This is a genomic window from Flavobacterium cupriresistens, assembly GCF_020911925.1.
Lineage (GTDB): Bacteria > Bacteroidota > Bacteroidia > Flavobacteriales > Flavobacteriaceae > Flavobacterium > Flavobacterium cupriresistens.
In genome coordinates this window covers 2,132,004-2,148,829 of sequence record NZ_CP087134.1, presented here as the reverse complement: position 1 = coordinate 2,148,829, position 16,826 = coordinate 2,132,004, and the positions used below count along the sequence as shown (strand labels likewise).

General features: G+C 33.6%; 10 protein-coding genes and 1 tRNA gene. 6 read left to right on the top strand and 5 right to left on the bottom strand.

What is annotated here, in order from left to right; genetic code table 11:
• Positions 1-772: 772 nt before the first annotated feature.
• Complete coding sequence (locus LNP23_RS09515; RefSeq protein ID WP_230004700.1) at positions 773-1,180, top strand: XRE family transcriptional regulator; 408 nt, start codon at positions 773-775, stop codon at positions 1,178-1,180.
• A gap of 111 nt (positions 1,181-1,291) precedes the next feature.
• Here the strand turns inward: LNP23_RS09515 and LNP23_RS09510 are convergent, their stop codons facing one another.
• The 4 genes from LNP23_RS09510 to LNP23_RS09495 form a co-directional block, all read right to left on the bottom strand.
• The gene (locus LNP23_RS09510) at positions 1,292-2,680 is read right to left on the bottom strand and encodes a serine hydrolase (protein WP_230004699.1); all 1,389 of its coding nucleotides are present in this window, start codon (positions 2,678-2,680) and stop codon (positions 1,292-1,294) included.
• A 504-nt stretch (positions 2,681-3,184) separates the two neighbouring features.
• Complete coding sequence (locus LNP23_RS09505; RefSeq protein ID WP_230004698.1) at positions 3,185-3,877, bottom strand: hypothetical protein; 693 nt, start codon at positions 3,875-3,877, stop codon at positions 3,185-3,187.
• 353 nt (positions 3,878-4,230) lie between these two features.
• The gene (locus LNP23_RS09500; RefSeq protein ID WP_230004697.1) at positions 4,231-6,243 is read right to left on the bottom strand and encodes a M13 family metallopeptidase; all 2,013 of its coding nucleotides are present in this window, start codon (positions 6,241-6,243) and stop codon (positions 4,231-4,233) included.
• A 361-nt stretch (positions 6,244-6,604) separates the two neighbouring features.
• The gene (locus LNP23_RS09495; RefSeq protein ID WP_230004696.1) at positions 6,605-8,617 is read right to left on the bottom strand and encodes a M13 family metallopeptidase; all 2,013 of its coding nucleotides are present in this window, start codon (positions 8,615-8,617) and stop codon (positions 6,605-6,607) included.
• 718 nt (positions 8,618-9,335) lie between these two features.
• Between LNP23_RS09495 and LNP23_RS09490 the strand changes: the two genes are divergently transcribed.
• The 4 genes from LNP23_RS09490 (at position 9,336) to LNP23_RS09475 (ending at position 13,254) form a co-directional block, all read left to right on the top strand.
• Positions 9,336-10,031 carry a pseudouridine synthase gene (locus LNP23_RS09490; protein ID WP_230004695.1) on the top strand — a complete coding sequence of 232 codons (696 nt, stop codon included), beginning with the start codon at positions 9,336-9,338 and terminating at the stop codon, positions 10,029-10,031.
• Between the two features lie 503 nt (positions 10,032-10,534).
• A tRNA-Glu gene (locus LNP23_RS09485) sits at positions 10,535-10,606 on the top strand.
• Between the two features lie 280 nt (positions 10,607-10,886).
• Positions 10,887-11,324 carry a hypothetical protein gene (locus LNP23_RS09480; protein WP_230004694.1) on the top strand — a complete coding sequence of 146 codons (438 nt, stop codon included), beginning with the start codon at positions 10,887-10,889 and terminating at the stop codon, positions 11,322-11,324.
• An 835-nt stretch (positions 11,325-12,159) separates the two neighbouring features.
• Positions 12,160-13,254 (top strand): Ppx/GppA phosphatase family protein, encoded by a 1,095-nt coding sequence (locus tag LNP23_RS09475; RefSeq protein ID WP_230004693.1) that lies wholly within the window; start codon positions 12,160-12,162, stop codon positions 13,252-13,254.
• Positions 13,255-13,343: 89 nt separating this feature from the next.
• Here the strand turns inward: LNP23_RS09475 and LNP23_RS09470 are convergent, their stop codons facing one another.
• Positions 13,344-15,785 (bottom strand): arylsulfatase, encoded by a 2,442-nt coding sequence (locus LNP23_RS09470; RefSeq protein WP_230004692.1) that lies wholly within the window; start codon positions 15,783-15,785, stop codon positions 13,344-13,346.
• 476 nt (positions 15,786-16,261) lie between these two features.
• Here LNP23_RS09470 and LNP23_RS09465 point away from each other — a divergent pair, with 476 nt between their 5' ends.
• On the top strand, positions 16,262-16,810 hold the full coding sequence (locus LNP23_RS09465; protein WP_230004691.1) for a hypothetical protein: 549 nt from the start codon (positions 16,262-16,264) through the stop codon (positions 16,808-16,810).
• The last annotated feature ends 16 nt before the right edge of the window (positions 16,811-16,826 follow it).

The window sequence follows — 16,826 nt, the reverse complement described above, 5'->3', positions numbered from 1 at the left end:
TCAAAATAGAAAACTACTTAAAATCTACAACGGGAAAAGATTTTACTAAAAGTCTAATTTTAAATTATAATCTAGAGGGCTCATATCCGCCACGGCGGACACAGGTTCGAGTCCTGTTCCCGCTACTAGGTAAAGCTTCAGAGAAATCTGGAGCTTTTTTTGTTTTTGGTCATACTCATAGGGAAAATTCCAATATTTTTAAATTCCAAATTCCAACTTTTTTGCGAACCCTTTTCTAGGATCAAGTCCGAAAGTTGTGGGGAAGTAAAAATCTCGCAGAGTCACAAAATCGCAAAGTTTTAATGAAAAAACAGAAAAAACATTGAGACTCTATAATATTTTTAGAAATCCAAACCGAGAAAGTAGAAAGGTGGAACTTAAAAATAGGAAAAAAAACTTAGCGGCTTGGCGTCTTTGCGAGATCGTCAAAGCGAGAAGTTGGAAAATTAGGCACTTAAAAAGCTCTGGCGAAAAAGTATATGATCTGCTACTTCTAACAAAAAGAATTTTCTAAAAATTATTTCACAACTTTTGAACTTGATTCGAAATTACAGAACTACAAGATATTTGTTCCTCCACAATAATATGTCTTGATACCACAGATCCCAAATCTGTTCTAATAAATGAACTATGGATCAACACAAAACCATTCCAGATTCGGATATAATATCTGACAAAAATAATATTTACAGGATATTTTTTTATCTTTGAAATTCAGTCTTTTTAATCCGAATAGCTTTATCTTTGAGCCTTTGGAAAATCAAATTCGTTTATGGAACAGAAAATACATCAGGGAAGAAACGTAAAACGTTTTAGAGAAATGCTTAACATAAAACAGGAAGCATTAGCTTATGATCTGGGAGAAGACTGGAATCAGAAGAAAATTTCTTTACTGGAGCAGAAAGATGTTATTGAAGATAATCTGCTTAAACAAATCTCAGCAGTTTTAAAAATTCCTGTTGAAGCTTTTCAAAATTTTGATGAAGAGCAAGCGATAAATATTATTTCTAATACATTTTCAGATTTTAAAGATGGAGCTTCGGCAATTAATATTCAGCCTACATTTAGCCCTATAAAAGAAGTTTTAAAACTTCACGAAGAAAAAATTGCGTTATACGAGCGTATGCTGAAAGAAAAAGATGAGATGATGCAGAGACTTGAAAAACTGCTCAACAAATAATTATACGTAAAAAGCTTCAGAGAAATCTGAAGCTTTTTTGTTTTCAAAACTTTTATTCGTTGTGTTCACGAGCGAGACGCTAGCGCTAGTGGGGTGTATTGGTGGCAGTTTTTATTTCGTCCGTTTTGCTTCTATCTTATTTCCATTCTGTAATAAAAACAAATTTGAAATTTCTCCTTTTTCGTTCTTTTCAAACTGAATTTGTGCATCTACTACTTTATAGAAAAATAACATTTCACTTTCTACAAATATCGGGAACACATTTTGTCCTGTCAATTGTGAAAATAGTTGGTCTTTATCTAATGAAATTTTGATTTCAAAATCTTTTTCAACTTGATAAGTCCCAACAAACTTTTGAAGTTCTTCAGTTGTAATAATAACTTCTTTTCTGATTTTTTGCACAGGTAATGGTTTATTATATAGAATACTTCTAATTGCTTTTGAAGGAATTGTAACGTTGTTGTGATTTTGAAGTATTATTATTGTTTTATCATTTGTAATATGTCTATCGATAAAAGTTACATAACCGGGCCAACCACCATTATGGTTTGCAATTTTTCCAAAATCAGCATTTTCTTCAATTCCCCAACCAAAACCATAATTTCTTTTAGCTCCGTCTTTCAAAGTTGTTACTTCAAAAACTGCTTTCATTCCCTCTTTTGTGAGTAATTTATTGGTGTATAATGCTCTATCCCAAATCAGCAGATCCTTTACAGTTGAATTAACTGTTCCGTCTCCAACAATACCATCAAGCCAAATAACCATTTTAGTTTCTTTCAATTCGTCTGGTAAAACATATTTTTTCAAACTATCTGAGTAAACATAACCAAAAGCATAATTGTCAATTTTCTTTGGCGATAATCTACGAGTGTACACAAAGGTATTTTTCATTTTCAACGGTTGGAAAATAGCTTTCTTTAGATAGTCAGCGTATGTCAAACCCGATACTTTCTCAATTATTGATGCCAATAGTGCATAGCCCGTGTTGCTATATTCCCATTTAGTATTTGGCTCAAATAATATTTTTGGTTGATGTTTACTAAATATAGTAATTATGTCTTTGTTAGTGGCAATTTTAGATTTGTCAAATAAACTATCCATAAGCTGCATATAGTCTGGTAGACCTCCAGTATGATTTAATAAGTTTCTTACAGTTATACCTTTATAAAAAGAAAGTTCGGGTAAGTATTTTTTGATGTCATCGTCCAAATTCAACTTCCCTTTTTCTTTAAGTATCATTATCCCCATAGCTGTGAACTGCTTTGAACAAGATGCCAATTCAAAAATCGAATTTTCGTTCAATTTATCTTTTGTTGTTTCGTTTGCAAGTCCAAAACTATGGCTATATATAACTTTCCCTTTTTCTGCAATTAGAACATTTCCATTGATTTTCTCTTTTGAATAAAGGGAATTGAGTAAACTGTCAATTTTTTGAATTCTGTCTTGTCCAAATGTAAGGTGTACAATTAAAAGAAGTCCGATTGTAATTGTTAATTTCATTTTTTATTTCTTGTTAATTAATCTAGGTTAGAAGTCTCGCAAAATTGCCACCAACGTATTTATATGTGTGATAAATTTCATATCTTATTTATTTTCAAATATATAATATTTCCACTACAAACTATCAAAAGGATATTAAATTGGATTGATGCTTTTTAGCACTTATAGGAATGGCTATACAAACAAAAAGCATAGAAAAAATTAAGATGCACATGCTAAAATATTGTAATAATACAATATAATCTGGTTAGATATTTAAATGCTTCCCGCTACTAAGAAAAAGCTTAAGAGAAATCTGAGGCTTTTTTGTTTTTGGTAGTACTTGTGGGGGAAATTCCAATATTTTTAAATTCCAAATTCCAACTTTTTACGAACCCAAATCTGCGCTAACGATTGTGGTGACAGATCTACGGGATCGGGTTCACTGAATCATACTAAATACAAAACCAACTTTACATTAAGCTTAATAACCAAATCCTTTGTAATAACTGCTGTGCGTTATTTTTAATTTACACTATAAACTTCCGTTTTCCATCCATTGTATTCAAATACTTCTGTCAAAGTTTCATTTTCGATTTTAAATATCTTTGAGCTACCTTCTCCATTATTTTCCTTGCCTTTGTAAATTGCAATTCTGAAGTATTTTTTATTTTCAGAAAAAACAGGAATTGAAAAACTGAAATAAGATTGATCTTGAATGTTTTTTTCTACATTTTCTATTTTTTCAGTAGCTTTTCTTATTTCCAATGTGGTTTTTTGTTTCCCCCATTTAGGGTTTATTATTACGACAATTGTATTTGGAATGTTTAAATTTATGATGCTATCATATTCTGATTTGTTTTTTACTTCAATTAAATAGCCCGACTTTCTAACCAAATTAATGCAATCGTTTTTAGAATATATTTTACAATTATTCAATTTGAAAGTTTTCCAATTTATACTTTTTTCTTCTTCTTTTGGTGTCGTTATTAATTCAATTGGAAAAAGTGAATCTTTAATAAATATTTCTCTTTTTTCATAATTCTGAATACTATAATCAAATTCTTTTACAATTAAGTTTTCGTCTGCAAGGTTTATATATTTAAAATTACTTGGTGTAATTTCTGTGATTATTAAATTTATAGTTTTTTCCAAATCTATATTCTGCCCATTAATTTGAAACGAGCATAAAAATATAAACAAAATGAGTTTTTTCATTTTAGTAGTTTTTGAGTCAAAATAACACACAACTTATTTACATGTAACAAGCCACGCAAAGCTATCCAAATTAGAGTAGACATATACGATAAGTAATATTGTTTTTTCATCACAATCATCAAAAAAACTAAGACAAATAAATATACTATAATAAGCCTCAAAAACTGGTTAGATATTTTGATGCTTCCCACTACCAAGTAAAACTTTAGAGAAATCTGAAGCTTTTTTTATTTAGACTAAAACATAAAAAGTCAAAAGACTTTTATACAATTTTCCATTAACCAAAAACTTGCGCAAAGTCCACAGAGACATTTGCGCAAGTTTTCATGTAAACACTCCACAGAACGAGTCTATTACCAAATTGTTATTCTATCTTTCTTCGGCAAAAACATTTTATCTTTTGGTTGTACATTAAAGGCGTCGTAAAAAGGTGTCGTATTCATTAGAGGACCATTAACACGCCAATTTGGTGGAGAATGTGGGTTATTGTTAATCAACAAACGCAGGAACTCGTCTTTCATTTTTACTCTCCATATTTTGGCTATAGAAATAAAGAAGCGTTGGTCTGGAGTAAAACCGTCAATTTTTGTATTTCCTTTTCCTTCTTCAGTCATTTTAAAAGCATCATAAGCAACTGCTATTCCGGCAATATCCGCCGTATTTTCGCCAACTGTCATTTCGCCATTAATATGTAGATTGCCTAAAACGGTATAGGTACTGTACAAATTGATAACCTGTTGTATTCTTGATTTAAACTTTGCATAATCCTCTTTTGTCCACCAGTTTTTTAAGTTTCCATCCTTGTCATATTGGGCACCTTGATCATCAAAAGTATGGGTCATTTCGTGGCCTATAACCATTCCAATACCTCCATAGTTAAGCGCATCGTCTGCATTATTATCAAAATACGGGGGTTGTAAAATACCTGCAGGAAAAACAATTTCATTTGCAGTTGGGTTATTATAAGCCGTAACTGTTGGAACTGTAGTATACCATTCTGATTTACCGACTGGTTTGCCCAATTTTGCCAATTGAAATTGATAGGCAACTGTAGCAGCCGAAACTACATTCTCAAAATAGGTGTTCCTCGCTATCTGTACATTGCTATAATCTTTCCATTTGTCCGGATATCCTATTTTCTTAGTCATGGCTGCCAATTTTTCTTTGGCTTTTTGTTTCGTACTTTGACTCATCCATTCCAATTTATCAATTCTTTTGGCATACGCTTTTTGCAGATTATTCACCAGAATCAACATACGCTTTTTGGCATCTTCTGAAAAATATTTCTTTACATACAATTCGCCCAACGCGTCGCCTAAGTAATTATCAAGGACATTCGCCATTATTTCGCCACGTGATTTTTGAACAGCTTGACCGGAAAGTACTTTGGTATATTCAAATGAAGCATCTACAAAAGGCTTACTTAAATCATCTGCATATCTTTCCAGAGAATTTGCTTTCAAGTAAATTTTCCAATTCGCAATGGGAATGGTTTTTAAGAGTTTATTAAGGGCATCGTAATAGGCCGGTTGGCATACATTAATAGAATCGGTTTTTGTACCTAAATTATTTAAAAAAGTAGTCCAACCTATGTTGGGATGTCTTTTTACAAGATCAGTCACAGCCATTTTATTATAATTTGCCAGCACGTCCCTTAGTTCAACTTTTGTTTTATGCGAAACGGCAAGTTGTTTGTCAATATCGTAAACCAAATTAGCATTCTTTATAGCCTCTTTGGCATTGCTGCCTGTTTGCTGAAATAATGCGGCAAGGTATTTTTTGTACGATTTCTGTATGGCAACAGTTGATGAATCTGATTTGAAATAATAGTCCTTGTCAGGCAAACCGATACCCGTTTGGTAGACTTGAGCAATGTTCATACTGCTGTTTTTATCATCGGGTAACACTCCAAAACCTATAATAGAAGAATTGTCCACTTTTACTTCATTAACCACAAAGTTCATTAACGAAGGCACATCGCTAATTGCTTCAATTTTGGCTAATAGAGGTTTGATAGGTGTATAACCGCGTTTATCAATGGTTACAGTATCCATACCTGATGCATAAAAGTCCCCTACCTTTTGTGCTATACTTCCTGCCGAATTCTTGCTTTGCGAAATACTGTCCAATATTCCTTGCAAGCGCATTCGTTGTGGGTAATTCATAAACATACCAGCACCAACTCCGGCTTGAGATGCAGGTATTGGCACAGAATCATACCATTTGCCATTTACATATTTAAAAAAATCATCACCTGGTCGCAGTGTGGAATCTATTCCAGTGATCGCAACATTTTTTTCCCCTTGATGTTTTGAACACGATATAAAAGCTAAGAATGCAATGAAGAGTAGTAATGAATTTTTCATGATTTAGATTATTTCTATTAAAATGAACGGAAAAACATTTGAAGACAGCTATTCTAAAACGTATCTGTTTGGTATATTTAATTTTAGCAGAACAATATACGAATTCAGTTTTTAATTTTAAAGTTTTTGTTAGAAGGCATTCTGGTACTGAAATAAAGTCTTGGTGAAATCTAGAGATTTCTTGTTTTTAGCAATACTTATAGGGGAAAATTCCCATTTTTTAAATTCCAAATTCCAACTTTTTATGAGCTATTTTCCTATTCAGAAGTCGAAACATAATTTCTAATAAACCAAAAAGCTACGCAAAGTTCACAGGACCTTTGCGTAGCTTTTCACGGGAACATTCTAGAGAGCGAGGGTATTACCAAATTGTTATTCTCTCTTTCTTTGGCAAAAACATTTTATCTTTTGGTTGTACATTAAAGGCGTCGTAAAAAGGTGTCGTATTCATTAGAGGACCATTAACACGCCAATTTGGTGGAGAATGTGGGTTATTGTTAATCCACAAACGCAGGAACTCGTCTTTCATTTTTACTCTCCATATTTTGGCTATAGAAATAAAGAAACGTTGGTCTGGAGTAAAACCGTCAATTTTTGTATTTCCTTTTCCTTCTTCGGTCATTTTAAAAGCATCGTAGGCAACTGCTATTCCGGCAATATCCGCCGTATTTTCACCAACTGTCATTTCGCCATTAATATGTAGATCGCCTAAAACGGTATAGGTGCTGTACAAATTGATAACCTGTTGTATTCTTGATTTAAACTTTGCATAATCCTCTTTTGTCCACCAGTTTTTTAAGTTTCCATCCTTGTCATATTGTGCACCTTGATCATCAAAAGTATGGGTTATTTCGTGACCTATAACCATTCCGATACCTCCATAATTAAGCGCGTCGTCTGCATTATTATCAAAATACGGGGGCTGTAAAATACCTGCAGGAAAAACAATTTCATTTGCAGTAGGGTTATTATAGGCCGTAACTGTTGGAACTGTAGTATACCATTCTGATTTATCGACTGGCTTACCCAATTTTGCCAATTGAAATTGATAGGCAGCTGTAGCAGCCGAAACTATATTCTCAAAATAGGTGTTCCTCGCTATTTGTACATTGCTATAATCTTTCCATTTGTCCGGATATCCTATTTTCTTAGTCATGGCAGCCAATTTTTCTTTGGCTTTTTGTTTCGTACTTTGACTCATCCATTCCAATTTATCAATTCTTTTGGCATACGCTTTTTGCAGATTATTCACCAGTATCAGCATACGCTTTTTTGCATCTTCTGAAAAATATTTCTTTACATACAATTCACCCAACGCTTCGCCTAAGTAATTATCAAGGACATTCGCCATTATTTCTCCACGTGATTTTTGAACAGCTTGACCGGAAAGCACTTTGGTATACTCAAATGAGGCATCTACAAAAGGCTTACTTAAGTCATCTGCATATCTTTCCAGAGAGTTTGCTTTCAAGTAAATTTTCCAATTCGCAATGGGAATGGTTTTTAAGAGTTTATTAAGAGCATCGTAATAGGCAGGTTGGCATACATTAATGGAATCGGTTTTGGCGCCTAAATTATTTAAAAAAGTAGTCCAGCCTATGTTGGGATGTCTTTTTACAAGATCTGTCACAGCCATTTTATTGTAATTTGCCTGTACGTCCCTTAGTTCAACTTTTGTTTTATGCGAAACGGCAAGTTGTTTGTCAATATCGTAAACCAAATTCGCATTCTTTATAGCCTCTTTGGCATTGCTGCCTGTTTGCTGAAATAATGCGGCAAGATATTTTTTGTACGATTTCTGTATGGCAACAGTTGATGAATCTGATTTGAAATAATAATCCTTGTCAGGCAAACCGATACCCGTTTGATAGACTTGGGCAATATTCATACTGCTGTTTTTATCATCGGGTGACACTCCAAAACCTATAATAGAAGAATTATCCACTTTTACTTCGTTAACCACAAAGTTCATTAAGGACGGTACATCGCTGATTGCTTCAATTTTAGCAAGTAGGGGTTTGATAGGTGTATAACCGCGTTTGTCAATGGTTACAGTATCCATACCTGATGCATAAAAGTCTCCTACCTTTTGTGCTATACTTCCTGCTGGATTCTTGCTTTCCGAAATACTGTCCAATATTCCTTGCAGGCGCATTCGTTGTGGGTAATTCATAAACATATAAACACCAACTCCGGCTTGAGATGCAGGTATTGGTACAGAATCATACCATTTGCCATTTACGTATTTAAAAAAATCATCACCTGGTCGCAATGTGGAATCTATTCCGGTGATCGCAACATTTTTTTTCCCTTGATGTTTTGAACACGATGTAAAAGCTAAGAATGCAATGAAGAGTAATAATGAATTTTTCATGATTTAGATTATTTCTATTAAAATGAACGGAAAAACATTTGAAGACAGCTATTCTAAAGCGTATCTGTTTGGTATATTTAATTTTAGCAGAACAATATACGAATTCAGTTTTTAATTTTAAAGTTTTTGTTAGAAGGCATTCTGGTACTGAAACAAAGTCTTGGTGAAATCTAGAGATTTCTTGTTTTTAGCAATACTTATAGGGGGAAATTCCAATTTTTTAAATTCCAAATTCCAACTTTTTATAGCCTTTTTTCTATTCAAAAGTAGAAACTATCAAAATAGAAAAACCTATAAAATCCAAATTCCAACTAATGGATAACATAATTAACAATATACAAATCAGAAGATTATTATTTGGCGTCTCCGGCACAGGTTCGCGTCCTATTCCTGCTGCTAAAGTAAAACTTCAGTCAAATCTGAGGCTTTTTTGCTTTCAATCATACTTGTAGGGAAAATTCCAATTTTTTAAATTCCAAATTCCAACTTTTTATGAGCCTTTTTTCTATTCAAAAGCAGAAACTATCAAAATAGAAAAACCTATAAAATCCAAATTCCAACTAACGGATAACATAATTAAACAATTTACAAATCAGAAGATTATTTATCCGACGTCTCTGACATAGATTTGAGTCTTATTCCCACTACGAAAATAAAAGTATCCAAATAAATAAGTCTTATAAGTGATTTTAATCGAAATCTCCTTTATTTTTGCCAAATGTTAGAAATTCTTTACCAAGACGAATATATTATAGCAATCAATAAACCAAGTGGATTGTTGGTTCACAAATCATTTTATGCGCGCGATGCAAAAGTTTATGCTATTCAAGAATTGAGAAATCAGATAGGGCAACACGTTTACCCTGTTCATCGGTTAGACCGAAAAACATCCGGTGTCTTATTATTTGCTTTGGATAAAGAGGTCTTGAAAATTATGAATGATCGTTTTGCTACACGCGAAGTCGAAAAAAAATATTTAGCAATTTTACGTGGTTGGTCACCCGAAGAACTAACGATTGATTATGATCTAACCAATGATGATGACATTAAACAAAATGCAATAACATACTTTCGTCGTTTGCAAAATGCTGAAGTTGAGTTAGAGTTTAACAATAAACCAACGTCACGATATTGTTTGGTAGAAGCGATTCCTGAAACTGGACGTATGCATCAATTACGAAAACATTTCAAACATATTTTTCATCCCATTTTAGGAAGCCGTCCACATGGTTGTAACAAACAAAACAAATTATGGTTGGAGAATTATGAACTGAAAGAAATGATGCTTCATGCACATCAGTTAACTTTTACTCATCCGAAAAAAGAGGAACAACTAATCTTGAACGCAAAGATTAATGAAGAGTTTAGCAGAGTTGGCACTATTCTTAATCTGGATTTGAGTAAATACCAATAGAAATAGTCATTTGTAAATTCTACTATTTTAAATTCCAACTTAATTGATGGTTTGGATTGCAGACCCATACTGTTTAGCGTAAAAAATTCAAACTGTTTTGTCTCTTCGCTATTGCTCAAATCGAAATTATAAATTTTTATAGCTCTTTTTCCGTTCTAAAAACAAAGTTTTGAGAAGAAATTGACAACTAAAGACTGGAATTAATAGAGAACTCATTAAAAGTTACAACAAATAATCATAAGAATATTCTTTAAAAAACAGTTATTTTAAATTTTATGGAAAATTATTTATTTTAATAACGAAAGAAAAAAACGCTCTTCCTCTCTTCCTAACACAAAAACAAACGATTATTAATCAAATAAATACACATTACTTAACTCAATCACTTTACGATTTCTTACTTTTTAATGCCCTGTTTTCAGAAAAACGAAAAAAATAAATTTTCAAAATCTCATTGTGTATTCCAAAAATAGTTGCATTTTTGCACTCGCAACAACAAAGCAGGCCCGTTCGTCTATCGGTTAGGACGCATGGTTTTCATCCATGTAAGAGCGGTTCGATTCCGCTACGGGCTACTAAAGACAAAGCTTCAGAGAAATCTGAAGCTTTTTTGTTATACACTGTTTTTAGAAAAATCAATTGATTCTTTTTGGATCAAGTCCAAAAGTTGTGGAGAAGCTAAATCTTGCAAAGTCGCAAAGCCGCAAAGTTAAAAGGTTACGCTCTCCGTTTGTCCTTTTGACAATTTAGAAATCTTCTTCATCTTTTTTACAGAGATTTTGAATCTAGTCTGTTTTTTATTTTGCTACAGATTAAATGAATTAAAAAACCTTAATCAACTATACTAATTAAATTATGAAGATTAAAACTTTAAACACTGTCCCTTTTGTGATCGCTTATCTGATTTCCTTACCAATTGAAGGATTTATTTTGACCCTTTTAGGATTTAAAGCTCTAACCATTCCATTGCTTGTTTTTAGTATTGCGTCTACCATTTTACTATTCCGTGCATTTACCGGCACATTGCATATTGATTTACAAAATGAAGCAGAAATAATTATAATGGAATGGGACAAAAAACCCTTATTTTCTAAAATGGAAAATCAAACGATTAAGCTATCAGATATTAAAAACTCGAAGTTTTATAGTGGTCGTATTGCCGATAGACTGAAAATATACTTTAATGACAATAGTTCTCTAAAAATAGATTTTAACAACATGATTGACTTCGGAGAAAATGGTAAAAACGCCGAGAAACTGTTGTTTTTTTTAGACACAAAAAATAGTAAATAAGAGTAATCTGAATGTGAAACTGGTACTCAACAATCCTTTGTAGTATTGTTTTTTATTCAACAAATCTGACCAATTTTTAAAAGTTATTAGATTTAATTATTTACGGATTAGTAGTAGATTACAAGGAAAACAAAAGACTTTACGGACGTTTAGTTCAATCTAAAAAGCATAAAAACGAATATTTAGAAAAATCACTAAAAGAAAAATACTCTTTTAAAAGATATAGCGATTCCAAAAAGAATTAACTACTAAGACAAAGCTTCAGAGAAAACTGAGGCTTTTTTTTGCACTAAACACAATTCTTATCTTAATTTTATTCTTTTGAAGTAGCGGAAACCTTTACCGACAACTCCGATTATGTAAGTCCAAAATACTTCCTGAAAACAAAAAGTATCGGAAGGTATTTTTGACTTACTTTTTCGCTTCTTATTCTTATTCAACACTTTACAAACCTAAGTCTACCCGTCCATAACTTTGAAACATCCTACCAGTAATTAAACCCTATATTTTTTTAATAACTGAGTTTGTATTCGTAAAGGTTTTTATAAATTTGCAAACTCAAATTTAACAGTTTTTACTACGCCGTTTTAGGCCGGGTAACCAACTATTATCTTTCATTTTATAATTTACACATTTGCAACCATGATATCCTTTTTTACTTTGAAGGCTACTCTAAAAACTAATCCATTCTTCTTGAAAAGTATACCGCTGCGATCCTAAATTATTAGCCTCTAAAACAACAATAACCTACATATCTATGATTTACAAACAAACACAACAACAAATTACCCTAACTACTTTATTCAAAATTATACTAAAACCGTAATTAAATCCAATGTTTACAAAAAACAAACCCCAAATTTTATTTTTCATTCTTTTTAGCTTATTATTTTCCATTAATACATTTTCTCAAAAAAATATTTATGCCGGAATTGAAATCGGACGTCGTGCGATCAAAGTTTCCGTTTTAGAGATGAATAATATCAAAAAAGCAGAATACGATATTCTATACTTTTCGAATAACAGACTTAGTCTTGCCGATCATATTTCTGCAAACGGTGAGCTTACTCAGGACGACATCAACAAATCGATTAATATAATTGTTGACCAATTACAGAAAATAAAAACTGAATTTAAAATTCGCGAAGATCATATCTTTATCGTAGCGGCTCCCGTTTTCTCCTCTGCCCGCAACGTTGACGTCTTAAAAAATAAGATCAGTACGCTAACCGATAAAAATTTAGATATAATGAATGTTAGCGAAGAGGCTAAAGTATTAGTTAAAGGCGGTATTCCTCCTGCTAATTACTCTAGTGCTCTATTACTGGATATTGGCGCTCAGAGCACAAAAGGGGGATACATTGATGAGCTTGAAGACAATAAATTAGAGTTCATTCCTTTGGAACTTGATTTCGGCACGATGACTCTTACTGATGCCGTACAAAAAACGGTTGTAAATCAAAGTCAGGTTAATGATCTTTCGACATTTCAAGAAAAGTCGTTTGATTATAACACGGTACTGCGTAAGAAGATAAAAGAAATGCTTGATGCTAACCCGCTTTTACTAAAAAAAGATAAAATCTACTTATCGGGTGGCGCTGTCTGGGCTTTTGCAACTCTTTATTATAATGAAAACGTTAAAGATCATTATATTCCTTTGACCTTAGAAGACGTTATCAATTACGATGCTATTGTGAAGAATAATTTCAACAAACTTAATAGCCTTTCTAAAACCAATAAAGAAGCAGCCAGAGTTTTGAGTACCTATGACCAGAAATACCTTATCTCGGCAAACAACATACTATTGTCTTGTCTGGAAAGTATTCCAAGTTTAGAGACCAAAGAAGTGTACTTTGTGAAAGAAGGACAGGTAACTTGGCTTATCTCCTACATTGCAGATCGTTCTAAAAAAGTGAATACTAATTTTTAAGCAACTGCTTTACAGCATTACAAAGCCAATAAATCATAAAAGCCCGATCAAATCTGATCGGGCTTTCATTTTTCTTATTCTATTATTTTTTAATCTCGCTTAAGTGCTCTTGCAGCTTCTTTTTGCAAATCCTGATATTGTTCTTTTCCAACAGAGACACCAACACCCAATATCGTTCCTCCTTTGAAGGTTCCAGGGGTTTTGTACTCTTTACTTACGGCATCACCGCTATCAAACCCTACGCAAAGTCCGTCTCCGGAAAGTGTAAATTTACCGGGTTGCGTTTTCATCGGCCCTGAAGCAACTTCTTTGTCATTGATGTATAATTTCATCTGACCGATTTGTTCTCCGTGTTCACCCGTTTTTTCTCTGATAAACTCCATTCCTAAAGTATATTTACCCGGAGCAAGTGTAGTCGAAGAAACAAATTTTTGTTCAGGTTGAATTCCTAAGAAGTTGTATACGTAATTTAATTTACCGTCTTTTATAAACAAGGTATGTCCGCCAAAACGAGAACCGTGTGCAAAAATTACTCCTGAAGCCTTAGCGTCCTTAATTTCTACATCACCAACAATTTTAAAGGATCTTCCTCTTACGTTTACAGCCACCCCTTCCGGTACTGGAGCTGTTCCTGGATAGTACACGTATTTTTCACGTGGTGCTTCTTCAGAAGGTCTTTCTAATCCAATAATTTCAATTGCGGTTCTGTCATCCAGTGGCAGCACTAAGTTTTTATCTGCTTCGTCGAACCAAGCGTCAATTAATTCTTTTAATTTATCCGGATTTTTCTTTGCTAAATTAGTCGATTCAGAACGGTCAACATTGGTATTGTACAATTCCCATTCGTCTTTATCAAAATGTCCTTTACCGGTTAATGGTGCATGAAGTGCAACTGCTTTCCAGCCGTCTTTCCAGATGGCACGAGAACCTAACATAGCGTAATATTGAATGTGTTTTTCTGTAGCATCATCGGGTTTGGCTGTAAAACTGTATTTCATAGATACTCCCGAAAGTGGATATTGCCCCACCCCATTATGAACCTTTGGCATTTCAAGACCACAGATATCTAAAATAGTAGGAACAATATCTGTCGAATGATGGTATTGATTACGCACTTCACCTCTGGCTTTTATTCCTTTTGGCCATGATATTACCAGTGGATCAGCGGTTCCTCCTGCGTATTCGCTGTAACGTTTAAACATTTTAAATGGAGTAGAAAATGCAGCTGCCCATCCTGTCGGATAATGCTCGTATGTATCAGGGCCACCTAATTTGTCCAGTAATTTTAAATTTTCAGCCAATTCATCCGGATATCCGTTAAAGAATTTATTTTCGTTTACAGAACCATTTGGAGACCCTTCACCAGAAGCACCATTATCAGCTGCATAAATTACAACTGTGTTTTCTAACTGACCTGTTTTTTCCAGATAGTCGACTACTCTACCCACTTGAGCATCTGTATATTCAGAGAAACCAGCATATACTTCCGCTAATTTTGAGAATAATTTTTTCTCTTCCGGTTTTAATTTATCCCAAGGGCGCACATAATCGGCCTCATTGGCAATATTTGGTGGTAAAAAGTTAAGATCCGTTAATTTAGTATCTTTTGGTAAAACACCTTTCGCGATCATACGAGGTAAAACCCATTTACGATACGATTCATATCCGTCATCAAACTTACCCTTGTATTTATCAATATACTCTTGTGGAGCATGGTGTGGCGCGTGATTGGCTCCCGGACAGTACCATAAAAACCATGGTTTCGAAGGGTTCGTCGCTTTTTGATCTCTAATATACTCAATTGATTTATCTGCTAAATCTTTAGATAAATGATAACCTTCTTCCGGGCTGTAAGGCGCTTCGGTAAAATGATTATCTTCTACTAAATCAGGATACCATTGATTGGTTTCTCCTCCTAAAAATCCGTAGTAACGATCAAAACCTAATTGAGTCGGCCATTGTTTACGACTAGCTCCTGAAGCTACATCCTGCTCCGGTACGTTATGATCTTTTCCGATCCAAAAAGTACTCCAACCATTTTCCTGTAGAACTTGTCCAATTGTAGCACATTGTTCCGGAATACGTCCATGAGCTCCCGGAAATCCGTTAGCCGTTTCTGTAATAGCCGCATTACCGGTCAAGTGATGGTTTCTTCCTGTCAATAAAGTAGATCTTGTTGGCGAACATAAGGCTGTTGTGTGCCATTGGCTATAAATCAACCCATTATCTGCCAGTTTTTGCAAGGTCGGCATATTAATAGCTCCTCCATAAGGAGACCATGCCGCCATACCGGTATCGTCATATAAGACAAACAGTACATTCGGTGCTCCTTCGGGTGCCTTTTTTGGAGTATATGGCGCCCAGTCGGCTTTTGAATCTCTTACATCGAGTTTGATAACTCCTTTAAAATTTTCTTTTCTAACTTCTCTTGGATCTGATTGTGCGTGTGCTTTTTGAGAGAGAACAGCAAAAAAGCATACCATAATCAGTAAAAAAATGGGCTTGAGCATCGAATCTTGAATTGTCTTCATAGTTAATAAGGATTAAATTATTATATGTTTCTGAATTTAGAGATGCTGTTATCTTATGCATTTATGAGTAAAAAATTAGTTACTTTCTATCATTGAATTTTTCGAAAAAAAATGAATCTATAACAATTCTTTCAATTGATAAAAACTAAAAAATCTTCATAAAGAAAAGACCAAACATCCTAAAATATGGTATCCTTTCAAATTTCCTGATTTCATTTAAGTCTACCTCTTCAATTAACTCCGATTTGGTTGCAAGTTATAAGATGAAACATGTTTTTCAGCAAAAAAAACCAAACAACACTAGTGGTCAACTACTTTTATTATATTTTTTAAATTTCTTGCCACAAGAAGAAGATCATAAATACAACACTCCTTTTTACTAAAAAAACGACGTAAATTATTCCATTAATGAAGCTCCTGTTTATGGAAAACACAATAAACAAAAAACGATTTTTTAAAACTAAAAAGAACTGCAAATGAAAATAACAGCTTTACTTGTCATCCTGCTCTTAAGTTCATATGTACATGCACAGGAAGAAAATAGCGAACAAAGTGAGAAAGGAAGCCATCGCGTTTCGTTAGGCCTTAGCCATGTAAATATAGCACAAGGCGTAAAAGATTCCGGATCAAAATGGCTTTCGGTACCTGCATGGTCTGTAGATTATGACTACTGGCTTTCTGACCAATGGGCAATTGGTCTACATACCGATATAATTGTAGAAAGTTTTGAGGTAAAAGCAAACTTATCAAGCGAAGAAGAAACCTTGGAACGAAGCTCTCCAATAGCACCTGCAGCGGTCGGCATTTATAAGGCCACGAAACACAGTAGCTTTCTTTTTGGCGTAGGGGCTGAATTTGCCAAAGAAGAAAATCTATTCTTAAACCGCATTGGGTATGAATGGGGCACAGAAATAAGTCCTAAATGGGAACTTGGACTCTCTGCCTGTTACGACTTCAGGTGGAATGCTTATGATAGTTTTTTAATTGGCATTAGTGTTTGTCGAAAATTCAAAACTAAAAAGTAAAAAACTTAAAGTTCTT